The 25,140-nt window shown below is 34.1% G+C and carries 25 protein-coding genes; 21 read left to right on the top strand and 4 right to left on the bottom strand.

All coding sequences use genetic code 11. The features are described 5' to 3' along the window. Positions 1-132: 132 nt before the first annotated feature. The 3 genes from G9C87_RS04305 to G9C87_RS04295 form a co-directional block, all read right to left on the bottom strand. Positions 133-1,491 (bottom strand): chloride channel protein, encoded by a 1,359-nt coding sequence (locus tag G9C87_RS04305; protein ID WP_172278516.1) that lies wholly within the window; start codon positions 1,489-1,491, stop codon positions 133-135. A gap of 236 nt (positions 1,492-1,727) precedes the next feature. Continuing rightward, positions 1,728-3,038 (bottom strand): dihydrolipoamide acetyltransferase family protein, encoded by a 1,311-nt coding sequence (locus G9C87_RS04300; RefSeq protein WP_172278514.1) that lies wholly within the window; start codon positions 3,036-3,038, stop codon positions 1,728-1,730. A 63-nt stretch (positions 3,039-3,101) separates the two neighbouring features. Continuing rightward, positions 3,102-3,929: an S-adenosyl-l-methionine hydroxide adenosyltransferase family protein gene (locus tag G9C87_RS04295; protein WP_172278512.1), complete on the bottom strand. Its 828-nt coding sequence runs from the start codon at positions 3,927-3,929 to the stop codon at positions 3,102-3,104. 362 nt (positions 3,930-4,291) lie between these two features. Between G9C87_RS04295 and G9C87_RS04290 the strand changes: the two genes are divergently transcribed. The 4 genes from G9C87_RS04290 to G9C87_RS04275 all read left to right on the top strand — a co-directional run bounded on the left by G9C87_RS04290 (position 4,292) and on the right by G9C87_RS04275 (position 7,685). Next, positions 4,292-5,251 (top strand): PhoH family protein, encoded by a 960-nt coding sequence (locus tag G9C87_RS04290; RefSeq protein WP_172278510.1) that lies wholly within the window; start codon positions 4,292-4,294, stop codon positions 5,249-5,251. Positions 5,252-5,445: 194 nt separating this feature from the next. After that, a complete protein-coding gene (locus G9C87_RS04285; protein ID WP_172278508.1) occupies positions 5,446-5,943 on the top strand; it encodes a hypothetical protein in 498 nt (165 codons plus the stop codon). Positions 5,944-6,155: 212 nt separating this feature from the next. Then, positions 6,156-6,815, top strand: a complete 660-nt coding sequence (locus G9C87_RS04280) for an outer membrane beta-barrel protein (RefSeq protein ID WP_172278506.1) — start codon at positions 6,156-6,158, stop codon at positions 6,813-6,815. A gap of 234 nt (positions 6,816-7,049) precedes the next feature. After that, entirely contained in the window at positions 7,050-7,685 is a 636-nt protein-coding gene (locus tag G9C87_RS04275) for an outer membrane protein (RefSeq protein WP_172278504.1), read from the top strand. A 66-nt stretch (positions 7,686-7,751) separates the two neighbouring features. Here G9C87_RS04275 and ffh read toward each other — a convergent pair whose 3' ends face one another. Beyond that, entirely contained in the window at positions 7,752-9,113 is a 1,362-nt protein-coding gene (gene ffh / locus G9C87_RS04270; protein ID WP_172278502.1) for a signal recognition particle protein, read from the bottom strand. Between the two features lie 460 nt (positions 9,114-9,573). Here ffh and atpB point away from each other — a divergent pair, with 460 nt between their 5' ends. The 17 genes from atpB (at position 9,574) to G9C87_RS04185 (ending at position 25,099) form a co-directional block, all read left to right on the top strand. Then, the gene (atpB, locus tag G9C87_RS04265) at positions 9,574-10,701 is read left to right on the top strand and encodes a F0F1 ATP synthase subunit A (protein ID WP_172278500.1); all 1,128 of its coding nucleotides are present in this window, start codon (positions 9,574-9,576) and stop codon (positions 10,699-10,701) included. A 47-nt stretch (positions 10,702-10,748) separates the two neighbouring features. Then, the gene (locus G9C87_RS04260) at positions 10,749-10,967 is read left to right on the top strand and encodes an ATP synthase F0 subunit C (RefSeq protein ID WP_007844726.1); all 219 of its coding nucleotides are present in this window, start codon (positions 10,749-10,751) and stop codon (positions 10,965-10,967) included. Positions 10,968-11,073: 106 nt separating this feature from the next. After that, positions 11,074-11,568, top strand: coding sequence for a F0F1 ATP synthase subunit B (locus tag G9C87_RS04255; protein WP_172278498.1), 495 nt, complete (start codon positions 11,074-11,076; stop codon positions 11,566-11,568). Positions 11,569-11,570: 2 nt separating this feature from the next. Then, entirely contained in the window at positions 11,571-12,110 is a 540-nt protein-coding gene (gene atpH / locus G9C87_RS04250) for an ATP synthase F1 subunit delta (RefSeq protein ID WP_172278496.1), read from the top strand. An 18-nt stretch (positions 12,111-12,128) separates the two neighbouring features. Continuing rightward, a complete protein-coding gene (gene atpA, locus G9C87_RS04245; RefSeq protein WP_172278494.1) occupies positions 12,129-13,706 on the top strand; it encodes a F0F1 ATP synthase subunit alpha in 1,578 nt (525 codons plus the stop codon). Between the two features lie 86 nt (positions 13,707-13,792). Then, positions 13,793-14,656: an ATP synthase F1 subunit gamma gene (atpG, locus tag G9C87_RS04240; protein WP_172278492.1), complete on the top strand. Its 864-nt coding sequence runs from the start codon at positions 13,793-13,795 to the stop codon at positions 14,654-14,656. 105 nt (positions 14,657-14,761) lie between these two features. Continuing rightward, positions 14,762-16,120, top strand: a complete 1,359-nt coding sequence (locus tag G9C87_RS04235; protein WP_172278490.1) for a hemolysin family protein — start codon at positions 14,762-14,764, stop codon at positions 16,118-16,120. A gap of 11 nt (positions 16,121-16,131) precedes the next feature. Then, on the top strand, positions 16,132-16,437 hold the full coding sequence (locus G9C87_RS04230) for an ATP-dependent Clp protease adaptor ClpS (RefSeq protein ID WP_172278488.1): 306 nt from the start codon (positions 16,132-16,134) through the stop codon (positions 16,435-16,437). A gap of 129 nt (positions 16,438-16,566) precedes the next feature. Continuing rightward, positions 16,567-17,181, top strand: coding sequence for a uridine kinase (udk, locus tag G9C87_RS04225; RefSeq protein WP_172278486.1), 615 nt, complete (start codon positions 16,567-16,569; stop codon positions 17,179-17,181). 1 nt (position 17,182) lies between these two features. Beyond that, the gene (locus tag G9C87_RS04220) at positions 17,183-17,536 is read left to right on the top strand and encodes an FtsB family cell division protein (RefSeq protein ID WP_172278484.1); all 354 of its coding nucleotides are present in this window, start codon (positions 17,183-17,185) and stop codon (positions 17,534-17,536) included. Between the two features lie 43 nt (positions 17,537-17,579). Next, positions 17,580-18,746 (top strand): methylmalonyl-CoA mutase family protein, encoded by a 1,167-nt coding sequence (locus G9C87_RS04215; protein ID WP_172278482.1) that lies wholly within the window; start codon positions 17,580-17,582, stop codon positions 18,744-18,746. Next, a complete protein-coding gene (locus tag G9C87_RS04210; RefSeq protein WP_172278480.1) occupies positions 18,743-19,183 on the top strand; it encodes a DinB family protein in 441 nt (146 codons plus the stop codon). Before G9C87_RS04215 ends, G9C87_RS04210 begins: the two co-directional genes overlap by 4 nt. A 260-nt stretch (positions 19,184-19,443) precedes the next feature. Then, a complete protein-coding gene (locus G9C87_RS04205) occupies positions 19,444-20,514 on the top strand; it encodes a THUMP-like domain-containing protein (protein ID WP_228456949.1) in 1,071 nt (356 codons plus the stop codon). A gap of 139 nt (positions 20,515-20,653) precedes the next feature. Next, positions 20,654-20,929, top strand: coding sequence for a hypothetical protein (locus G9C87_RS04200; RefSeq protein WP_172278476.1), 276 nt, complete (start codon positions 20,654-20,656; stop codon positions 20,927-20,929). Between the two features lie 168 nt (positions 20,930-21,097). Next, positions 21,098-22,477, top strand: coding sequence for a dipeptidase (locus tag G9C87_RS04195; protein WP_172278474.1), 1,380 nt, complete (start codon positions 21,098-21,100; stop codon positions 22,475-22,477). A 309-nt stretch (positions 22,478-22,786) separates the two neighbouring features. Continuing rightward, the gene (locus G9C87_RS04190) at positions 22,787-23,710 is read left to right on the top strand and encodes a T9SS type A sorting domain-containing protein (RefSeq protein ID WP_172278472.1); all 924 of its coding nucleotides are present in this window, start codon (positions 22,787-22,789) and stop codon (positions 23,708-23,710) included. A gap of 372 nt (positions 23,711-24,082) precedes the next feature. Beyond that, entirely contained in the window at positions 24,083-25,099 is a 1,017-nt protein-coding gene (locus tag G9C87_RS04185; protein WP_172278470.1) for a T9SS type A sorting domain-containing protein, read from the top strand. The last annotated feature ends 41 nt before the right edge of the window (positions 25,100-25,140 follow it).

Here is a 25,140-nt window from a genome sequence, read left to right as displayed (position 1 = left end):
ATTTATTAATTATTTCGAGGTGCAAAAGTAGTGAAAGTATTTTAAGTATGCAACAGATACGGCAGATTTGTTTGTGGGGAACTGCTAAAGATAATAGTAGAAAGTCTGAGCTATGAATATTTTTGTTAAATCTTAGACTTCTTCTTTGCTTCTTATTTCACTTAAAAAATTCATCTTTATCACGTCATAGAGTGAATGTCTGCTTACTAAAATAGAAGCAATAGACGATACCATTCCGGCCAGCATTAAATGGAATATTAATGAGTGCCTGTCAGTCATTTCAAGGACGATAATCGCCGATGTAAAAGGGGCTCTTGTAATTCCCGTAAGAAAAGCAACCATTCCCGCAAGAACGACAACATTCGTTTCGTTTTGGGTAAGATGAATCACTCCTGAAATGACGGAGCCAATACTTGCGCCTGCGGAGAGAGCAGGAGCAAAGATGCCGCCGGCTCCTCCTGATGTAAAGGATAAAGCAGGTCCCAGCATTCTTAAGATGGGCACATACCAGTCTTCATGCTTGTTTTTTGTGAAAAGAACTCTTTCCATAATTTCTTTACCGGATCCTAAGATCTCTCTGTTAATAAAATAAGCAATAGAAGCAATGATAAGCGCACAAATAACAAGAAATAAAATATTTGATTTATCCGTTTTCAGATTTTTCTTTTTCCACTTATTCATGGTAAGCATGATAACAGACAGCTGACTTGCGAGAATACCTGAAACACCTGCTACAAGCATGATCGGGAACATTACCATCAGTGAGACATCATGCGTTTTGGGATAGCCAAGATATAAATAAGATCCTGCCAGGGTTTGCGCAGTTAAGCCTGCAATAATAACAGCTGTAAAAAGAGCTGTTTTAAAATAATTAATATGAGTTTTTGATAGTTCTTCCACCGCGAATACAATTCCCCCCAAAGGAGTATTGAAAGCTGCTGCAAGACCTGCGGCCGCACCAGTCATAATCATATTTTTTTTTGATATTTTCGGCCACCATTCGGGAAGATATTCGTTTACCTTTCTGAAAACAGAACCTGCGATCTGAATGGTTGGTCCTTCGCGTCCCACAGCACCACCCCCGATTACCAAAATGACAGAAGAAATAATTTTAAAGAATATGATTTTAAGACTCAAAAGGCTTCTGATCTTTTTGTGTTCCTTGGGATTAGCAAGCTCTACGGCAGCCATTACCTGTGGAATTCCGCTTCCTTTGGCATTCGGTGCAAATTCTTTTACCAGCCACCAGGACAAAACAAAACCAATGGGAGCAATAATAAAGATCATCCATGAATGCCAATTGAAAATGATATTTAAAAGACTTTCACCCCACGCAAATATTTTAGCATACATCACTGCAAAAAATCCCGTAATCACCGAACCAATCCAGAAAGGAATTGCCTGAAGTAAATTGTACTTCAGTTGTTCATTGCGGATATTATCAAAAGATTTTTTGAGACTTCTGCGGAGGTATATAAAAACTGAGTACATTTTATAGTCTTGTTTTACCTTGAAGAGCAAATATTGTTTTTATTCCTAAATAATAGTTGTAATTATTTAAGCCATACGATAGCAAGAAGTTAACGTTATTGTATTTCAATTTCATCATTTAAAGTTTGTTTTAAAAATAATATTATTTAATCACAAATGCAATAATAAAAAACCTCCGAAATTCATTTCGAAGGTTTGTATCATATAACAAGCAAAATTTATTGCTGCTTTAATTTTTAAATTTCTGTATTCAGATCCCAGTTTTGAAGGTAATCATGAACATGTTTTAAGAACATTCCGCCTAAAGAACCATCTACAACTCTATGGTCATAAGAGTGGGACATAAACATTAACTGGCGGATAGCAATTACATCACCGTCTTTAGTTTCAAGTACTGCCGGTTTTTTTACAATAGCACCAATAGCAAGGATAGCTACCTGCGGTTGAGGAATAATAGGGGTTCCCATTAAGTTTCCGAAGCTTCCTACATTGGAAATAGTGTAAGTAGCACCTTGAGTATCTTCAGGTCTTAATTTCTTGTTTCTGGCTCTATAAGCTAAATCATTAATCGCCTTTGCAAGTCCTGATAGCGAAAGCTGATCTGCATTTTTGATGACAGGAACGATAAGGTTTCCGTCCGGTAAAGCCGTTGCCATACCAATGTTGATATTTTTCTTTTTGATGATATTATCTCCATTTACAGAGACATTGATCATTGGATAATCCTGAATTGCTTTTACGATCGCTTTTACGAAAATCGGCATAAAGGTAAGTTTTTCACCTTCGCGTTTTTCGAACAGATCTTTATGCTTATTTCTCCATTTTACAACGTTGGTAACGTCTGTTTCAATGAAAGAAGTAACGTGAGGTGCAATGTGTTTTGCTTTTACCATATTTTCAGCAATGATTTTTCTCATTCTGTCCATTGGAATGATTTCATCACCAGCTGAAACTGATACAGGTGTTACAACAGGAGTTGTTGCAACCGGCTGTGGAGTAGAGGCAACTTGCTGAACAGGTGCTGTCTTTGGCTGGTTTCCTCTGTTATTAACAAATGCTAAAATATCTTCTTTGGTAATTCTTCCTTCTAAACCGCTTCCTTTAATAGATTTTAATTCAGATTCAGAAATGTTTTCTTGTTGTGCAATAGACTTTACAAGAGGCGATAAATAAAGATCTCCTGAAAATTCAACTGTTGAAGTTCCCGTTTTTAATGGTTCTTCAATCGTTTTTAAAGTTTCAGTATCAGGAGCTGATACCTGGGCTTCAGTGATCGTTTCTTCTGTAGCTGTATTTCCGCCTTCTCCTTCAATTTCTAAAATAGCAATGGCTTCACCAACTTTTGCAACTTCATCCTTTTGCTTTAAGATTTTCACAATTTTTCCCGAAACTGGTGTCGGAACATCTGAATCAACCTTATCTGTTGCAATTTCTACTACGGAATCATCTTCCTTTACCTGATCACCCTCATTGAATAACCAAGTGATAATTGTAGCTTCCATAACACCTTCTCCCATGGAAGGAAGCAATAATTTGTACTCTGCCATTTTTATTTTTTAGATTTTGACAAATATATAAAAAAAATCGGTTTTTTTACGGAATATATAATTTTACGAAAATTCTATATAAATATTCCCGCCTACATTCAGTCCAAATAAACTTCTTGCACCATTTTTCTTGCTTCCTTTATAGATAGTAAGTTCCAATAGTTGGCTGTCATTAAAAATGGCTGCGGATTGCCCATGGAATTCGGTTTCCCTGTTCCAGTCTGAAACAACTTCCGTGTGGCTGGAAAATACTTTTGAAAGACTTAAATTCCTAAATTTGATCGTGAAATTTTCATGTCCTTTTCCTGCGGCTTCAAAAAAATCTTTGTTGATATTTGAGATTATGTTTCCGAAATTATCAATATACATCACTTCCCCGATAATCATCTTTTCAGTCTCATTATAGACAGGTTTCGGGAATAGAAGTTCTTTTACACTTTTTATTTTCCGTCCGATTACTTCCGGAAGGCCACCGTTGGCTAAATGTACGGCAGCAGGAACGAAAATATCTGTTGAAGTGAAATTAATGATATCATCAAACCTGTTGTTCAGAGTAATTTCATAAATAGCCTCAGGTTTGATATCAAAAAAAACAAGGCTAAGTAAACCATTATCTGCAGCAAGAAAATAAGAACCATCTGCTTTATAGAGAATATTTTTTCTTGACTTGTGATAAAAACTGTCTACAGACAGAATATGAATAGTTCCTTTTGGAAAATGTTTATACGCGTTCCGTATGATATATGAAGTCTGGATAAGATTATATGCCTGAATTTCGTGGGTAATATCAATAATATTAACCTCAGGATTTAAAGAAAGAATTTTGCCTTTCATAGCCGAAACCCTGTAATCTAAATTTCCGAAATCAGAAGTGAGTGTAATAATTGACATTTTTGTAGTTGTGGAATAATACTAGTCCTGCAAATTTATTTAAAATAAAGGAAAACTTCGTGCTTATAACTCATAAAAAATAATTAAAAAAGAAGCTTACATGAGTTTAAACCTCCTTTTATTACATTGAATATAATATCTTTTAATACTAAGAAAAAGAATTAAAAAGGTACCACATTATACCTGTTACAAGTGTTTATATAATCTATATTGCGGGACCTTTTAAGAGAATTGATATTTTATACAACTAAGAGTTAGCTAATTGTACTATAAAGGTGTTTAAATGAAAATTGTGGATAACAAAATTAATATAAGTATGAAAAAAAAACTTTAAATTTAGATTCTAATAAAAAAATGCTTACATGTTTGAATTAACATATGATTTGGAAGATATCGATGTGAAAATCTTCTATGGAGTTAATAACCAATATTTCAATTTATTAAAATCAAGCTTTCCGACACTAAAAATTACAGGCAGAGATCACTCTATTTTAGCTAAAGGAAATCAGGAAGCTCTGGATATATTTAAACAAAAACTTGATGATATTGTAAAATTTATTTCAAAAAATAATTCTATTGAACTGAAAGATGTAGAGAGTATTCTCAATATTAAGGATGAGAATGAAAAACATCTGATTTTTGATCAGGATATTATTGTAAAAGGAGTCAATGGTAAAATTATAAAAGCTAAAACGACTAATCTTAAAAAACTGGTTAAAGAAACCGAGAAAAAGGATATGGTTTTTGCTATCGGACCTGCAGGAACAGGGAAAACCTATACCAGTGTTGCTTTAGCAGCCAGGGCTTTAAGAGATAAAGAGGTTAAAAGAATTATACTTACCAGACCCGCTGTAGAAGCAGGGGAGAGCCTTGGATTTTTGCCAGGGGATCTTAAAGAAAAATTAGATCCTTATTTACAGCCTTTATATGATGCTTTAAGAGATATGATTCCTCACGAGAAACTTGAAGGTTTTATGGAGAAGAAAGTTATTGAAGTGGCACCTTTGGCTTTTATGAGGGGAAGAACCTTGGATGATGCTTTCGTAATTCTTGATGAAGCACAGAATACAACCCATGCCCAGATGAAAATGTTCCTTACCAGAATGGGTATGAACGCTAAATTTATTATAACAGGGGATCCTACCCAAATCGATTTGCCAAGAAATCAGCAATCCGGACTAAAAGAAGCAATGCGGATTTTGCATGGTGTAAATGAAATTGGTTTTGTGCATCTAACTGAAGAGGATGTTGTAAGACATCCGGTTGTAAGGAAAATTATCCTGGCTTATAATGACGAAGAGAAAAGGCTTCGAAATGAATAATCAAACATTGAGGGCCGATTTAAATTTGATGGAAATTAATAGGTTTAATTATTCAGCAAGATTAATTACGCTCACCCTAGTTTAAAATAATTTTAAGCACTTACCTGGTAAGTGTTTTTTTTATCCGTGTTTTAACGGGAGGCAGAATGAAAAATAAACGTTAATTTTGCAGCATCAATCAAAACTATTTAAAAATGAAAAAACTATTATTAGTGGGCGCTTTTGCGCTTTTAGGAAGTGCAGTAAATGCGCAAGAAGGTTTTAAACTAGGAGGACATATCGGAATTCCTGTTGCTGATGCCAGTGATGTTTCATCATTTACTTTAGGTGTAGATGCATCTTATATGTGGAATATTACAAAAGGATTGGATCTGGGAGTTGCTTCAGGGTATTCACATTTCTTTGGAAAGGATAACTTTGATGATTTTGGATTTATTCCGGTGGCTGTTTCAGGAAAGTATAAGTTCTCAGGAGCTCCTGTTTTTGTAGGATTGGATCTTGGTTATGCTATTTCTGTAAAAGACGGAATGGATGGAGGTTTCTATGCACAACCGAAATTTGGATATCAGATGTCTAAAGGTGAATTGTATATAGGGTACCAAAGCATTAGTAACAGACGTGATTTTGGAAGATACAGATCAAGCTGGACAATAGGCGCTGTAAACATCGGATATAATTTCTATTTAAGATAAAATTATTAAAAATTCCGAATTTTAAGGACTCCAATTGCAGAATTGGAGTTTTTTTATTCAAAAATTTGTGAAAAAAATAATATAATATATTAAGTGCATTTTTTTCCTGTAAAAAGCGAGTATTTTTGGATGATATTAATCACGTTAACAAATTTTAATATTAGAGGGACCCACTGTAAATTTGCTCTCAGAAAGTATTAAAATTTTTTAAAATGAAAAAATTATTATTAGCGAGTGCTATTGCACTTTTCGGTTTATCTAATGCTCAGATTGCTAAAGGTACTACATATTTATCAGGATCTGTTGGTTATTCTCAAGAAGAATCTAACAATGGTAATCTTAAAAAAGAAAACTTCAATGTATTACCTACAGTTGGATATTTTGTTAACACAAACTTAGCAATTGGTTTAGGTGTTGGTTACCAAACTGAAAAAACTACAGCTACTACTACTACTACAACTATTCTTAACACTACAACTGTAAGTGAGAATATCACTAAGAAGCCAGCTTTCGTTGTTGCTCCTTTCGTAAGAAAATACTGGACTTTGTCTGAAAAATTATATATCTTCGGACAATTAGCAGTACCAATGGAGTTCGGAAAAACTAAGTTAGAAAATAACTCAGTATCTACTTCAGGAAATACTACAGTTTCAAACTCTACTTCTAGCGAAGCTAAATACACGCAAATTGGTGTTACTGTGAAGCCAGGTTTAGATTACTTCTTGAACAAGAACTGGTCTATCGAAGCTACTATCGGTGAGTTCGGTTACAACAACTACAAGCCAAAAGATGGTGATGCTACAAACAACTATAACTTCGGATTGAATTTATCTTCTGTAACTTTCGGAGTTAAATATGTTTTTGCTAAGTAATTAGTACATTATTTTACAATAAAAAAAGGTCTGAGCTTGCTCAGACCTTTTTTTATCGCTTTAAATTTCTGAAAACAATGGTGTAAAAGAGATTATAATATTGTTTAATTAAATATTAAATAAATGATAAATTTATGTTAAATTTGCCGCTTGTAACTTTTTATATCAAATGATAACTAATAATGAGTTCTATTTCCACAAATAGAACCCTGTATAAATTAAATTTTAATAACTATGAAAAAACTATTACTAACTGGTGCTGTTGCACTTTTTGGATTATCGAACGCTCAGATGAGTAAAGGAGACTGGGTGATCAGTGGAAACACTGGTTTAGGATTTAACAACATTAATACAACAATTAAAGCTGGCGGACAATCGATAGATGGGCCTAAAGTGAGCACTTTTTCTGTATCTCCTTCAGTGGGGTATTTTGTAATTGATAAGTTAGCCGTTGGAATTGACTTAGGTTTTATGAGTGCTACAACAAAATATCAGGGAATCAAATCTAAAACCAATAATTTTTCTGTAATGCCAACTGCTACTTATTACTTTGTTAATGATAGCAAGTTTGTTCCTTTCCTTGGAGCAGGGATCGGATATTCGTCTGTTAAAAATACAGGTGAAGGAAATTTTGGTGATGGTTCAGTTTCATCTGATACTACTACAGATGGTTTGGCATGGAAGGTAAAAGGAGGAGTAACGTACATGGCGACACAATCTTTAGGGGTTAATTTAGGGGTTTCATATGATCAGTTTTCTAATAAAGAAACAATTATGAATACCGATGTAAAAACTAACGTTAAAACTTTTGGAGTTAATATTGGTTTTTCTTACTTCATTAAATCAAAATCTCAGAAATCTGATAAATAATAATCAGTCAGACTAAAAAATAAAACCGGCTCAATTGAGCCGGTTTTTATATTGATTGATGGATTCCTATTTTCCAAACATTCCGCCCATTCCAGGCATATTAGGCATTTTACTCATCATCTGCATCATTTGTTTACCCTGAGGTCCCTGCATCATCTTCATCATTTTACCCATTTGATCAAACTGTTTCATCAATTGGTTTACATCTTCAATCTTTCTTCCTGCGCCTTTTGCAATTCTTTGTTTTCTTTGCGTATTGATAATAGAAGGTCTTCTTCTTTCTTCCGGAGTCATGGAGTAGATAATTGCTTCAATGTGTTTAAATGCATCATCACTGATTTCAACATCCTTAATAGCTTTTCCCACCCCAGGGATCATTCCCATCAGGTCTTTCATATTACCCATTTTCTTGATCTGATTGATCTGCTTTAGGAAATCGTCAAAACCAAACTCGTTTTTAGCAATTTTTTTATGAAGTTTTTTAGCTTCTTCTTCATCGAATTGTTCCTGAGCCCTTTCTACTAAGGAAACAACGTCTCCCATTCCCAAAATCCTGTCCGCCATCCTTTCCGGGTAGAAAAGATCTAGAGCTTCCATTTTTTCCCCTGTGGAAATGAATTTAATCGGTTTTTCAACTACAGAACGGATCGTTAAAGCAGCACCCCCTCTTGTATCACCGTCTAATTTGGTAAGAACAACACCGTCAAAATTTAATGCATCATTGAATGCTTTTGCAGTATTTACAGCATCCTGACCCGTCATAGAGTCCACAACGAACAATGTTTCATGAGGCTTGATGAAATAATGAACAGATTTGATCTCATTCATCATTTGCTCATCTATAGCCAAACGTCCTGCAGTATCCACAATTACAACATCATGGTTTTTTTCTTTTGCAAACTTGATGGCATTTTCAGCAATGGTAGACGGATTAGTAGCTCCTTCTTCTGTATAAACAGGAACCCCTATCTGGCTGCCCAGTACTTTTAACTGGTCGATTGCAGCGGGACGATAAACATCACACGCTACCAATAAAGGTTTTTTATTCTTTTTAGTATGTAAATAATTGGCAAGTTTTCCGGAAAATGTAGTTTTACCGGAACCCTGAAGACCTGCAATAAGGATTATGGTAGGTTTACCTGAAAGATTAATGCCTTCCTGGGATCCCCCCATTAGATCTACCAACTCATCGTGAACAATTTTAGTCATCAATTGGCCCGGAGTAAGAGAAGTGAGAACGTTTTGTCCCAAAGCCTTATCTTGAACTCTTTTAGTAAGATCCTTTGCTACTTTATAATTAACATCGGCATCTACCAATGCTCTACGAATTTCTTTTACGGTTTCCGCAACATTGATTTCCGTAATTTTTCCACGTCCGGAAATATTATGAAGCGCCTTGTCTAATTTATCCTGTAAACTATTAAACATATGTGTTATAAATTATAGTCTGCAAAAATAAGGATTTTTTAATAATATATATGATATACATTGCGGAGATTTATTTTGCTTAATAAATTATAATTTTATTTTTGCAAAATGAATATTTGGAATAGTTTAATTATTGTACTTTTAATAATAGTCCTTAATAGTATTGTTTATATAATATTTAAAAGATATTTATATGGCAGACCAGACGCGGGGATGAAATTTCTGGTGGTAAACCTTTCAAAAGATCTTGTATGGCTTGTTATTTCTTTGCTTATTATTGATAAAACAAAAGCTAATTTTCTATTTATTGTAATTTGCTTTATTATCGCATCGTTCCTTATATACTTATCTATAATAAAACTCATTAACAAATCTTGACTTTTTTGATGATAAAAATCAATTTTTAATATTGGTAAAGTTTAATAAAATCGATATATTTGCACACGATTAAAAAAGAGATATGAACAGAAAAATTTCTTCATTATTTTTCGCATTTTTATTTGTGTTTATTAGTGGTTTAGCTAATGCACAGCATGAATCTGAAGGTGAGAAGGCAGCTGAAAAAGTAGAGCATACAGAAGCGGAAAAGGGCTTTAATGCGACCAAAATGATCATGGAACACATTGGTGATTCTAACGAATGGCATTTATGGACTACCAAAGATGATAATGGGGAAGAACATCACGTTTCAATTCCATTACCTGTAATTATTAAAGATAATGAAGGATGGCATACTTTCCTTTCTAACAAGATCGCTCACGGTCATGAACATGATGGATATACATTAGAAGAGGGACAAGTGGCTTCTACTAAAGGAATTGAAAAAGCAACTTTGTTTGCATTAATAGGTGGGAAACAAAAATCAGATAAGGTTTACTTTGATCTTTCCATTACTAAAAATGCAGCGTCAATGTTCTTATCAGTGATTTTTATGCTGGTAGTATTCATTGGAATGGCAAGAAACTATAAGAAATCTCAGCTTCCGACAGGTTTTGGAAAAATAATGGAGCCTGTGATCGTGTTTATCAGAGATGAGGTAGCAATCCCGAATATCGGATCAGTTAAATATAAAAGATATATGCCTTATTTATTAACAGCATTTTTCTTTATCTGGTTCAATAACCTTTTCGGATTGGTTCCTTTCTTCCCTGGAGGATCTAATCTTACTGGTAACATTGCAATCACTGCTGTATTGGCTGTTATTACCTTATTGATTACTTTGTTCAGTGCTAATAAAGATTATTGGAAACATATCTTTATGCCGCCGGTACCGATCTTATTATATCCTATTATGGTTCCGATCGAAATCATTGGTATCTTTACAAAGCCTTTTGCGTTAATGATGCGACTTTTCGCTAACGTTACTGCAGGTCACATTATGATCTTGGCTATTATATCTTTGATCTTTATTTTTAAATCTCCGTTTTTAGGATTTGCATCAGTACCATTAGCATTATTTGTTTCTGTATTGGAATTATTGGTAGCTGCCTTGCAAGCATATATATTTACAGTATTATCAGCACTATTTATCGGTATTGCTGTAGCAGAACATGAGCACGAACATGGTCATGAAGAACACGCTCACTAATAGAGCATTATTTTTAAAATAATTTTAACTAATATAATTTATTTATTATGGATTTATCAACTGGAGCAGGATTAATTTACGTAGGAATCGGTTTAGCAGTACTAGGAGTAGGTCTTGGTATCGGTAAAATCGGTGGACATGCAATGGATGCTATCGCTAGACAACCAGAACAAGCTGGTAAGATTCAAGGAGCAATGCTTATTGCTGCTGGTCTTATTGAAGGTGCTGGTCTTATCGCGATCATCTTTGGTGCTTTCATCAAGTAATTTATCCTCAAAAGAGAATATTCTTAGCAGTGAAGCGGTTGGCTGCTGCTAAGAATTTTAAAAAGATATCCATAAAATTATCACATTAAAAAAAGAATTTACAGATATGGGAATTATTGAACCTGGAATTGGACTTTTGTTTTGGATGACGCTTACTTTTGTTATCCTGTTGTTTCTTTTAGCAAAATTCGCTTGGAAACCAATCGTTAATGCAGTAAATGACAGAGAAACTTCTATTGTTGACGCATTAAATCAAGCTAAATTGGCTAAAAAAGAAATGGAAGATCTTAAAGCTGATAACGAAAGAATCATTCGTGAAGCTAAAATTGAAAGAGATGCTATCCTGAAAGAAGCAAGAGAAATTAAAGATAGAATTGTAGGAGAGGCTAAAGATGTTGCTAAAGCTGAAGGAGATAAAATGATTGAAGCAGCTAAACAAACTATTGAGACTGAGAAAAATGCTGCAATGGCAGATATTAAAACTCAAATTGGTGCTTTATCTGTAAATATCGCTGAGTCTATCTTAAAACAAAAATTAGATAACAACGAAGCTCAGAACGAGTTGGTTCAAAATTATTTAAACAAATCTAACCTTAACTAATAATGCTTACATCTAAAGTAGCTAAAAGATACGCACAGGGTTTGCTTGATTTCACAAATGAAACAGGGCAAACGGCTACTGTATTTTCTGAAATGAAAGATGTGGTAAAGCTGATGTCAGTATCTGCGGATCTGAACAAGTTTTTCCTTACACCTTACATTGATGCTAAAAAGAAAATAGAAGTAGCTGATGAGATTTTCAAAGATTTGTCACTTTCTTCGCAGAATTTAATCAAATTGGTTATCAGACAAGGTCGTGAAAGCCAGTTGAAGAATATCGCTCAGGAATTTATCAATAAAGTAGAAGATGTTAATGGTGTACAGAGAATCACTTTAACTACTGCTACTGAGCTTTCAAAAGAAAATATTGATCAGATCTTAGGATCTACAAACCTGGTAAAAAATACTTCAAATTTTGATTTGAAGGTTAATGTAAATCCTAAGATTTTAGGGGGTTATATTTTAAGAGTAGGAGACCAGCAGATCGATGCATCTGTTAAAAGCAAACTTAATCAGGTTAAAAAAGATTTTCAATTAAATTAAGACAAAAACAACCATACAATGGCAGAAATAAATCCGGCAGAAGTATCTGCGATCTTAAAACAACAATTGGCCAACTTCGACACTCAATCTAACGTTGAGGAAGTAGGTACAGTTTTAACCATCGGTGATGGTATTGCTCGTGTATACGGGTTAGAAAACGTACAATACGGAGAGTTGGTTAAATTTTCTAGTGATGTAGAAGGTATTGTACTTAACCTTGAAGAGGACAACGTAGGGGTTGCACTTTTAGGAGAAAGTAAATTAGTAAAAGAAGGTGATACAGTTAGAAGAACAAACAGAATTTCTTCAATTAAAGTAGGGGAAGGTATGCTAGGAAGAGTAGTAGATACTCTTGGTAACCCTATCGATGGTAAAGGTCCTATTACAGGGGATTTATACGAAATGCCATTGGAAAGAAAAGCTCCTGGAGTTATCTTCAGACAGCCTGTAACTGAGCCTCTACAAACAGGTATCGTTGCGATCGACTCTATGATCCCTGTAGGAAGAGGACAAAGAGAGCTTATCATTGGTGACAGACAAACAGGTAAAACGACTGTTGCTATTGATACGATCATCAACCAAAAAGAATTTTTTGATGCAGGGAAACCTGTATATTGTATATATGTTGCAATTGGACAAAAAGCATCTACAGTAGCTCAGATCGTTAAAACTCTTTCTGATAAAGGAGCTTTAGCTTATACTGTAATTGTTGCCGCTAATGCATCAGACCCTGTTCCGATGCAGGTGTATTCTGCTATGGCAGGTGCTTCTATCGGTGAGTATTTCAGAGATACAGGTAGACCAGCTCTTATCGTTTATGATGACTTGTCTAAACAAGCTGTTGCTTACCGTGAGCTTTCTCTTCTATTGAGAAGACCACCGGGACGTGAAGCTTATCCTGGAGACGTTTTCTACCTTCACTCAAGATTATTGGAAAGAGCTGCAAAGGTGATCGCTGATGATAACATCGCAAGCCAGATGAATGACCTACCTGAATCTTTGAAGCCTTTGGTTAAAGGGGGTGGTTCATTAACTGCACTTCCTATTATCGAAACTCAGGCTGGTGACGTTTCTGCGTATATTCCTACTAACGTAATTTCAATTACAGACGGACAGATTTTCCTTGAATCTGATCTATTCAACTCTGGGGTTCGTCCTGCAATTAACGTAGGTATCTCCGTATCAAGGGTAGGGGGTAACGCTCAGATTAAATCAATGAAAAAAGTGTCTGGTACATTGAAACTTGACCAGGCTCAATATAAAGAACTAGAAGCGTTCGCTAAATTTGGTTCTGACTTAGATGCATCTACTTTAGCTGTAATCTCTAAAGGGGAAAGAAACGTGGAGCTTCTTAAGCAGCCGGTTAACTCTCCACTTCCGGTAGACAGCCAGGTAGCAATGATCTATGCAGGTACTGAGAACTTGTTAAGAAACGTTCCTATCAGAAAAGTGAAAGAATTCCAGGCGGAATATATCGCTTTCTTAAGATCTAAGCATCCTGAAACGATGGCTGCTATTAAATCTGGAAAAATTGATAACGAAATTACAGACGTTCTTAAGCAAGCTGCTAACGATCTAGCTTCAAAATATAATTAAAAAATTAGTTGATGGTTTTTGGTTGATAGTTGACAGAAATTTCTAAAACTAGCAACCAACAACCGACAACCAACAACTAACCCAATATGGCAAACTTAAAAGAAATACGAGGAAGAATCAGTTCAATTTCATCTACGATGCAAATTACACGTGCTATGAAAATGGTTTCTGCTGCGAAACTTAAAAAAGCACAGGATGCAATCGTGATGTTAAGACCTTATTCCGAGAAACTACAAGAAATCATTCAGAATGTAAACTCTAGTTCAGATCCTGATCAGGTTTCTATATATGCTCAAAAGAGAGAGGTTAAAAGAGTGCTTTTTATCGCTGTAACGTCAAACAGAGGTCTTGCCGGTGCATTTAACTCATCTATTGTAAAAGAGCTTAATATTCAGTTTCAGAATAATTCTCAATACGATATTGAAGTTCTTACAATCGGTAAAAAAGCATATGATGCTGTAAGAAGAAGCCGTACTGTATATGCTAATGAAAGTGCCGTTTTTGATAATTTGAACTTTGATGCAGTTTCTAACCTTACAGAAGGGGTTATGAACAGCTTTAAGGAGGGTAAATTTGATGAGATTTATTTAATTTATAATAAATTCATTAATGCTGCTACTCAGGAAGTAACCAAAGAGCAACTTCTTCCTATCCTGATGCCTGAAACTACTGAACCACAAGTAGAAACAGATTATATCTTTGAACCTAACAAGAATGAAATTTTGGATAACCTGATTCCAAAATCTATTAAAACTCAGGTTTTCAAAGCTGTTTTAGATTCAGTGGCATCTGAGCATGGAGCTAGAATGACTGCGATGCATAAAGCAACAGATAATGCCCAGGCTTTAAAGAATGATTTGGTAATCTTCTATAACAAAGCGAGACAGGCTGCTATTACAAACGAAATCCTTGAGATCGTTTCGGGAGCAGAAGCTTTGAAAAATTCATAAGAAAAATATTTAGTAAAATATTAAAGCATCGAGTATATCGATGCTTTTTTTTGTTATTTTTATTTTCTATATCTTTGTAAAACTAAATTTTATATAATTTTCTAAATGGACTCGGACATAGTCAGGCTTTTGCTAGCCTTGTTTCTTGTATTACTTAATGGCTTTTTCGTAGCCGCTGAATTTTCAATTGTTAAAGTTCGTTATTCGCAAATTCAAATTAAGGCCGCAGAGGGGGACTCAATGGCTAAACAGGCAGAGCACATCATAAAACATCTTGATGAATATCTTTCTGCAACACAATTAGGAATTACATTAGCTTCACTTGCCCTAGGTTGGGTAGGAGAAAGCGCATTACACCATATTGTAGAGAATATCTTTATATCTATCAATTTTCAATTAAGTGCTGCTTCAGTTACTTCTATATCGTTAATCATCAGTTTTGTTCTTATTACGATTATGCATATAGTGTTTGGAGAATTGATTCCCAAATCTATTGCAATCAGGAAATCAGAAGCTACCACGATGGCAACTGCTGTTCCATTGAGGATCTTCTATACAATTTTCAAACCTTTTATCTGGTTGATGAATTCCATGTCGAACGGGGTTTTAAGATTAATGAAGATCCATCCCGCATCTGAGCAGGAAATCCATTCTACAGAAGAACTTCAGCTTTTGGTAAAACAAAGTGCTGATAGCGGAGAAATAGAAGAGGAAAACTATGAGATTATTAAGAATGCGTTTGATTTTACAGATCACTCTGCAAAGCAAATCATGGTTCCCCGACAGAATATTACATCAATAGATTTTGAGGAAGATATCAACGATATTATCAATAAAATTATGGATAGTGGTTATTCCAGAATTCCCGTATATATAAACTCTATTGATAACGTGATCGGTATTCTCTATACAAAGGAGATTATCAGAGAATTTGTTAAAAGAAAAGGTGAGCTGAATCATGAAGATCTAAAAACCCTTATGCGTGATGCTTTCTTTGTAGTGGGGAGTAAAAAGATTTCCGATCTCCTTAAGATCTTCCAGCAGAAAAAGCAACACCTGGCAATTGTTATTGATGAATTCGGTGGTACCGAAGGTATTATAACACTTGAAGATATCCTCGAGGAGCTGGTGGGAGAAATTCAGGATGAGGAAGATGACGAAGATAAAATTGTTGATAAAATTGGAGACAACATCTATTGGGTTCAGGCTACACAACCTCTCGAAGAAATTAATGAATTCCTGCCTAAAAAATTGGCTCCTTCTGAAGAAAGCGAATATAATACATTAGCAGGATTTATTCTCCACGCATTAGAAGATATTCCTGTGGAAAATCAGGAGTTTGATATTGAAAACTACCATTTTAAAATTCTAAAAATGAATAATAAAAGCGTTGAGCTGGTAGAATTGGTGTATGAAGGTCCAAATGTTATCAATGATTTGGCAGATAAATTAGGGGAAGTTTAAATAATTCTAAAATGATTTTTTATAACAGTATAAAGGATTACGAAAATCCAAAACGCCAGTACGAGGAAGAAGTTCTCGTGTTGGAAGAAACGGATGATGTGTATAAGCTGATTGTACATAATGATGATGTACATACTTTTGATTATGTGATCGACTGCCTTGTGGAAATTTGTAAGCATACATTTGAGCAGGCTGAGCAATGTACGATCCTGATTCATTATAAGGGCAAATGCACTGTAAAAACAGGCTCTATGGACGTACTGAAGCCTATGCATGAGAAATTGATTTCAAGAGAGCTGACAAGCGAAATAGTATAATAAAAACACCGGTATCATTGCCGGTGTTTTTATTTGTATGTGCTTTCCATATAATTTAAAGATGGATTACTTTACTTGCATTCAAGTAAAATAGTATATTTGTACCAACTATATAGAAACTCAAAAAGAATGCTTGTAATAGGAATTGCAGGAGGAACTGGATCCGGCAAAACTACAGTTGTGGATAAAATACTCCAACAGCTTGATATCGAAGGAATGAACATCTTGTCACAGGATAATTATTATCATAATAACCATAATCTTACATTGGCTGAAAGGGAAGCTTTGAATTATGATCACCCGAAGTCTATAGATTTTGAACTGATGTTAAAACACGTCAAAGCTTTAAAAAATAATGAGCCCATTGAACAGCCCATTTATAGTTTTGTTACGCATTCCAGAACCGGAGACCATGTGACTGTAGAACCTAAAAATGTATTGGTTGTGGAAGGTATTTTAGTTCTTACTAATAAAGAGCTGCTGAAAGAATTTGATTTGAAAGTTTTTGTTCATGCAGATTCTGATGAGAGGTTGATCAGAAGAATTAGAAGAGATACCCAGGAAAGAGGTAGAGATTTAAGTGAAGTTTTACATCGCTATCAAACTACTTTAAAGCCAATGCATCAGGAATTTATTGAACCTTCAAAAAATGAGGCTGATCTTATCATCCCTAATATGAAGCAAAATTCTGTAGCGATTGATTTTTTAACTACTGTGATAAAAAACTCGTTGAGAAAACACTAAAATGGCAAATAAATTAATTAAAGACATCCAACCGAAATCCGAAGTCGTTAAACTGCTTCAGAAATACATTGTAAACAGGTATTTTATTACTATCTGTTTGTTTTTAGTGTGGATGATTTTCTTTGATAAAACATCATTTCTGGTAATTAATGAGCTCAATGGTGAGATCAGTAAATACCAGGAACAATTGCAGTATTATAAAACGGAATATGAAAAAAATGATACGTTTTATAAAAAGCTCATGAATAATAAATCTGAAAAAGAAAAATACGCAAGAGAAAATTATTTTATGAAAAAACCTGATGAGGAAATCTTCATTCTTGTTGTGGATAGCACTAAAATATCGAAAAAATAAAATTCATAAAATAAAAGCTCTTAATCCTATAACTTTCCACTTAATGTCAAATATTAATACCCTTCCTGATTGGGAAAATTTAGTAAAAAAGCAACTTAAAACAGAAGATATCTACACAATTCTGAAAAAAGAAAATTTAGAAGGAATTGTAGTAAAACCTTTCTATGATTCTGTACCACAGCTTTTGGTTAATCTTCCCAAAGTTGAAGAAAGCACTCATTTGGTTGCCCAGTACCATGAAAGTCTGGAAGATGATGTTTTTGCATTTCTTTTAAATCAGAATGTTGAAAATTTAGAAGGAAAAACCATTTTCGTTAATAATAAAGATCTTGCAGAACATATCAGCCCAAAGGATGAAGATCAATACTTTTCGCTGATTGATGTATTCAATGAAAAAGATGGAATAATTAATGATCAGCTGGCCAGGGAGCTATTAGCTAAAGATTTCAGAAGAAATATTTGTATAGATATTTCTCTTCATCAAAATGCAGGAGCTGCAATTTATCAGCAACTTGGAATAGCATTAGCAAAAACGAAAGAACTTATTGAAGTTTTTGGAGCTGAAATCTTAGATAAATTGATTTTTAAAATTGCCGTAGGAGGAAATTATTTTTTTGAAATGGCAAAGATAAGAGCATTTAAACTCATCTTTAACCAGCTTTCAAAAGAATATAACCTTAACGAAATCCCTTATATTTTTGTTGAAACTTCATTAAGAAATAAAGCAGTTTCGGATAGTGAAAATAATCTTATCCGTTCCACATTGGAGCTTGCCGCAGCAATGATTGGTGGTGCTGATGCGGTTTATAGCAATAATTATCTTGTAAGCAGAAGTACGGATAATTCAGAGGAAATTTCTTTCAAGCAACAGATCGTGTTGGCTTACGAAAGTATCATTAATGTTTTTGAAGATGCTGCCAATGGGAGTTATTATGTTGAAGATCTCACACGACAAATTGCAGAAAAATCCTGGGATCTGTTTTTGGAAATAGAAGACGGGGGTGGTTATCTGGAATTAATCAGACAGGGAGTTATTCAGAAAAAAATCTATCAGCACGCTATTGAAGAGCAGAAGTGGGTGGAAGAAGGAAAGATCAAATTAATAGGGGTGAATCTTTATCCAAAATTGGAAGCTAAAAGATCAATTGATGAATTGTATTCTGAAAAAGAGATAAAGCCTGTACGTTGGGCGGAAATGTTTGAATTATGATCGATAAGCTAGTTGATTTATTTGAATATACACATCATTATAATCAGAAAATAATTAAGCTGGTTAAAGATCATACGCCGAAAATAGATGAAAGAACTATTGCATTAATCAATCATACGATTAATGCTCAACAAATTTGGAATGCAAGGATATTGGGAGAAGAAACTTTCGAAGTCTGGCAGGTCAATCCACTTGAAGATCTGGAAGAGATCAATCATCAGAATTTTTTAACAAGTATTCAGATTGTTCAGAATTTTAATCTTGATAACCGAATAGGATATCAGAACTCAAAGGGGACAAAATTTGAAAATAGTGTCTTTGAAATGCTTTTCCATGCGATCAATCATTCTACTTATCACAGAGGGCAGATTAATTCTCTATTAAAACAAAACGGTATTGAGCCGTTATTAACAGACTATATCTTTTATAAAAGGTAATTTTATATTATTTAGAGCTGTAGTGTTCTTCTCTATCAATCTACTTGAAATTAACAGGCTTAAAACTCTAAATTTTAGTTGGTTTCAATACTGATTGCATTGCTAAAAGGATATTTAGAAAAATAAATGGAAATTTAGAATATTAAGAAATTAAACATAAACACCTTTGTAGATCAGGGAAATCTGTGGTTGAAATATTAAAAAAAGAGGTTCAAAATTTTATAAATGCAAATCTGACTACAGATTTACATTCATTATTATTGAAAAAATCGCCATTTGATGAAGTCAGCATGCAGGAAATCGTTCATCAAATAAAGGGAAGACAAGTTGCTTTAAAGAAATTTCCTTTTTTATTACGTGATGAAATTATATTTCCTCCTCAACTCAATATGGAACAATCGTCTTCTGAAAAAACAGCGATTTATAAATCAACTTTGATAAGTGGGAAAAAATTCATTGACCTTACCAGTGGCTTTGGAATTGATGCCTACTATCTGTCACAAAATTTTGATGATATAGTCTTAGTAGAACAAAATACTGAACTTTTAAAAATAGTTGAACACAACTGGTCGGTTTTAAATAAAAAAGCCAAATTTATTAATCTAAGGCTTGAAAATTTTCTTGAGCAGAATAAAGAAGTTTTTGATGTTACGTATTTGGATCCGGCCAGAAGAGATAGTAGTAAAAATAAAGTTTTTCTATTAGAAGATCTTTCACCTAATATTCTTGAAATCCAGGATCATTTACTATCCATTTCAAATAAGGTAGTAGTAAAACTATCGCCACTGATTGATTTAAAATATCTTCTCTCTGTATTAAAGAATATTTCAAGAATTGATATTATCGCATTAAAGAATGAGGTAAAAGAGGTCGTCGTATTTCTAACACATGATGAGCCTGAAAAAGTCATGTGCCATTGTATCAACTTAGATAGTGGAGAGTCGGACTTTGTATTTCAATTGGGTAATGAAGAATTTGTTCATTCAGAATATTCCGAACCAGAGCGTTTTATATATTTGCCAAATAACTCCATTTTAAAAGCAGGTGCGTTTGATCTTATATCTGAACGATTTTCCCTAAAAAAACTTCATCCCAACACTCATATCTACACTTCAACAGAGAAAATTGAAGGCTTTCCGGGAAGAGTTATGGAAATGGAAGTTATTGGAAATAAGCAGATTAAAAAGAAGGAGCAATTTAATATCATTTCAAAGAACTATCCTTTGAAACCAGATGAAATCAAAAAGAAATACAACCTGAAGGATGGTGGAGAAAGATATCTTATTTTTACACAATCCAAAAAAGGTAAAATTATTTTAAAATCAGTGTAAAAATGTTGTCAAAAGGAGCAGGATTTCTTAATTTTGGGCAATCTAAAATTTAAGCATGAAATCGCAGCTGTTGGGATAATTTAGAATAGACTAAAATAGAGCGATTCCATATGACCTTTTAAAAAAATAAATCTTACATATGAAAAAATTAATTATATGTTTAGCCATTGCAAGTGTAGCAGTAAGCTGTAAAAAAATACAAGCTGGAGGAAATAAGAATACTTTAAAGCTAGAAGAGGGAGCAGAAAGATATTCAGATGATGTGCAAAAAGGTGGAGAAACTCATGGTCATGATGCTACAGCTGAACATAAAGAAGCTGCTGTTGCTGAAAAACATGGAACAGAAGCTCCAAAAACAGACAGTACTGCTGCAGCAAAACCCGTAGAAGCTGAAAAAGCTAAAGCTGAACACTAATTATTATTAGAAAATATAAAAATGTCTTGCCAGGTTGCAGGACATTTTTTGTTTTTGGTTTGTAGTATTGGCCGATCCTAAAATAAATAATTGGCTAAAGGAAAATTCTTTGTTTTTGCTTGCTGCTGCAGACCATTTTCTTTAATTTTAACAAAACAAATTTTTACAATGCAAGAGACATTAAATTACATCAACGAAAACAAACAGCGTTTCGTGGATGAATTATTTGAGTTATTGAGAATTCCTTCTATTTCTGCAGATCCCGCGTATAAAGATGACGTATTGAAATGTGCAGAAGTATGTGCAACACATTTAAAAAATGCGGGAGCCGATAATGTGGAAGTATGCCAAACAGCTGGTTACCCAATTGTTTTTGGAGAAAAGATCTTAGATAAAAATCTTCCTACTGTTCTGGTATATGGTCATTATGATGTTCAGCCTGCTGATCCTTTAGAATTATGGAAGAAACCTCCTTTTGAACCATATATAGAAAAGACAGAGCTTCACCCGGATGGGGCTATTTTTGCCAGAGGTTCTGCAGATGATAAAGGACAGTTTTTTATGCATCTAAAGGCATTTGAAGCGATGATGAAAACCAATACTCTTCCTTGTAATGTTAAATTTATTTTAGAAGGAGAAGAAGAAGTAGGATCCGTAAGTCTTGGTGATTTTGTTAATGAAAATAAAGAAAAATTGGCTTGTGATTGCATTCTGATTTCTGATACTCATATTTACAGCAATGAGCAGCCAACTGTTACAACGGGTTTAAGAGGTTTAAGTTATGTAGAGGTAGAAGTAGAGGGGCCAAACAGAGATTTGCACTCCGGATTGTATGGAGGTGCAGTTCCCAATCCAATCCACGTTCTTTCAAGAATGATTGCAAAGTTAATCGATGAGGATGGACATATTACAATTGACGGGTTTTATGATAATGTAGATATTGTTTCAGATCAGGAAAGAGCTGAAATGAATAAATTGAAAGATAATCCTGAGGAGTTTAAAAGAGCTATCGGATTAGGTAACATAGAAGGAGAAAAAGGATATACGACTTTAGAAAGAACATCAATCCGCCCAACATTGGATTGTAATGGAATTTGGGGTGGCTATACCGGAGAGGGAGCAAAAACAGTTATTCCTTCAAAGGCTTTTGCAAAGATTTCTATGCGTTTGGTACCTTATCAGACTCCGGAAGAAATCACTGAAAAATTTACCAGATATTTCGAAAAAATTGCTCCGGATACAGTAAGGGTAAAAGTAACTCCGCATCATGGAGGGATGCCTTATGTTTTACCGACTGATACCAAGGAATTTGCAGCTGCTAAGCAAGCAATGGAAACGGCATTTGGAAAAGAGGTATTACCTTACAGAGGAGGAGGAAGTATTCCTATTACCTCAATGTTTGAGAAAGTATTAGGTGCAAAGTCTGTATTGATGGGCTTTGGATTGGATTCTGATGCCATTCACTCGCCTAATGAACACTATGGATTGTTTAATTTCTATAAAGGAATCGAAAGTATTCCGCTCTTTTTTGAAAATTATTCAAAATAACAGAACAGTATGAGAAGCTAGGTGCTTGCACGTATTATAGTAAACAAATAAAAGATAGGATACCCCACTAGGTATCTTATTTTTTTTATTTTCACTAAGGTATTTTTACATTAAAATGTTATTTATGGTTTATTTTATTAATGATTGAATTTTTTTTAAAAAATACATATTTTTCACTATTATGTGGATTAATTTATCTTATTTGTTATTTATATGATTGATTATTTTTGATTGTTTTATTTATTTGATAAAATTTTTTTTAATCAATAAAATGAAATATCTTTACGGTGATAACTAAAAAATTATATCATGAAAAAAATCTACATTCTGGGATTATTACTTGGAGTAATGAATCTAAACGCTCAAACTGTTATTTTCTCTCAACCTACAACTACAACTAATGGTATTGTTGCCGATGTGCTCGCCAATGGGAATTTTGTTGCAGCTGCTGATGACTTTACGCTTGCCAGTCAAAGTACAATAACAAAAATTTCTATTTCTGGTTTTCAGAGTTCTGGAACTCTTGAAACTACTGTTGGAACTGGTTTAATGTTATACATTTATGCTAATTCAGCGGGTAGCCCTGCAGGAATTCCTAACAATCCGGCTGTAGCTCCGATAGCAGCTATTAATATTGCTAAAGGTGCTCCAGGGTATGGCTTGGTAAAATCTGGAACTTCCAATTATACTTATAATATTGATGTGGCAGCTGCGCTATCAACACCTCTTGTATTACAACCTAATACTGTTTACTGGTTAGTATTTGCGGCAAAAACAAACCTAACGGCTTATACGGCAGGTCCTCGATTTAATTGGTTTGCAGGAACAATAAATGGGAATCCAGCTAAGTTAGTTGATCCAAGTGATGCTTTTGGAGCGGGAGCAACTGATTGGACGGATTTATTTGACTTAACAAATACTGCAGCACTTAATGGTTTGGCTTTTTCTATTGAAGGCACAACAACAACACTAGGAGTTACAGAAGTTACAAATTCGCAAGATTTTCAAGTTTTTCCAAATCCGGTTAAAGATGTTTTGAAATTCAGATTTGGTAACAATTTAAAATCTGAAGGAATTGATATTTATGACATGAATGGAAGAGTGATTACTTCAATTTCTAATAATAAAAATGTTAATGAAGTAAACGTATCAAGCTTTACAAAAGGAACTTATATCTTAAAGGTTAAGGCAAGTGATGGAAAAGTATATGTTCAAAAAATCATTAAAGAATAAAACTAATAAACTTTAGTATAAAAAACGCTCCAATCCGGAGCGTTTTTTTATTGCCAAAATATTTCATTGATTAATTTTAAAAATACCTAAAACTAGGTAGAAATAATTACCCTTTTCCAAGTATTTGTAATCTTTTAGTACCAAGATAGTTTTGTAATATAAAATCGGTCAGGCTCAGAATAAGTCATCACGAAAAAATCAACAAAATGAGGTCTGCGGATATACCCGTATCACATCATGATTTTTCCAGGTTGATTTATTTTTTTATTTCATGAGCAACCTTTTCAGATTTTAGTTGTCTTAATAATGAATATGGATTCTAAAGGAATTTGTACTAAAAAAATTAATGTTATAATACTAAAAAATTATGTTATGAAAAAAGTTTTATCTATTAGTGTATTTTTATTTGGTTTATTCCAAACATGGAATGCTCAGTCCTTACAAGGTGATAATTTTAATTCCTATACCATAGGAAATGTCGGAACTACTATTACTCCAAACACTTTAGGGCAAGGTGGATTTCGTACCGATTTTGCAGGAGGGTCTAATTCAGATGCACAGATTGTAAATATCGATGCTTCTCATGATAAATCTTTGCAGCTTACGGGAAGTGCTACTGCAACAGGGACAAGATATATGTGGAAAGACGGTTTACCGGCTGCCTGGGCCGCTAGAACGCCGGGAAATGATATTTTAAAATTGGAATTTAATTTATATACAGGAAGTGCTACAGGAGGTTCAGGCAGGGGAACTGTTTTAGTTTATGATACCACGACCCATAAAACGCTTCTTGGAGCAGGATATGATTATGCTTCACAAAGAGTTGTAGGCATAGCATATTATACCAATACTACGACAAATGTAACGGGTAATATTCTTTTTTATCTGGAGCCTAATACATATACCTATCCAGCAAATACGTGGATTACATTAAAATGTACATTTAATAAAACTACAGGGGTGGTAACATGGTTAAGTCCGGGCGGTATTGTTTCTAGTCCTCCGGCTACCTACATTCCTGCCGCCCCCGGAGTAGATCCTTTTGAAATGGATTTCGTTTCTGTTGTTGGAGCGGGAAATACGGTTGCTCATATCACTTCTTTTGATAATTATACACTTTCAGCTACAAATAATGGAGTATTAGGAACAAAAGAAGCTTCCGTGTTGGACGATAGTGTTTTGGTTTATCCAAATCCTGCAACTGATTTTGTTGCTATACAATCCAAGTCAACTGTAACTAAAATTGAAATTTTTAATGCTGCCGGAAGAAATATGCATGCGCAATTTGATGGAGATAAAATTGATGTAAGGCATCTCGGTTCAGGTGCTTATATCATCAGTATTGAGACCATAGATGGGAAGATATCTAAAAAAATTATTAAAAAATAAATAACTGATTAATCTTAGCAAGAATTAACGCTTCAATTGAA

This window comes from Chryseobacterium sp. LAM-KRS1, from assembly GCF_013184525.1.
GTDB lineage: Bacteria > Bacteroidota > Bacteroidia > Flavobacteriales > Weeksellaceae > Chryseobacterium > Chryseobacterium proteolyticum.
The sequence above is the reverse complement of the archived record's forward strand: the minus strand, read 5'-3'. Positions and strand labels throughout refer to the sequence as shown.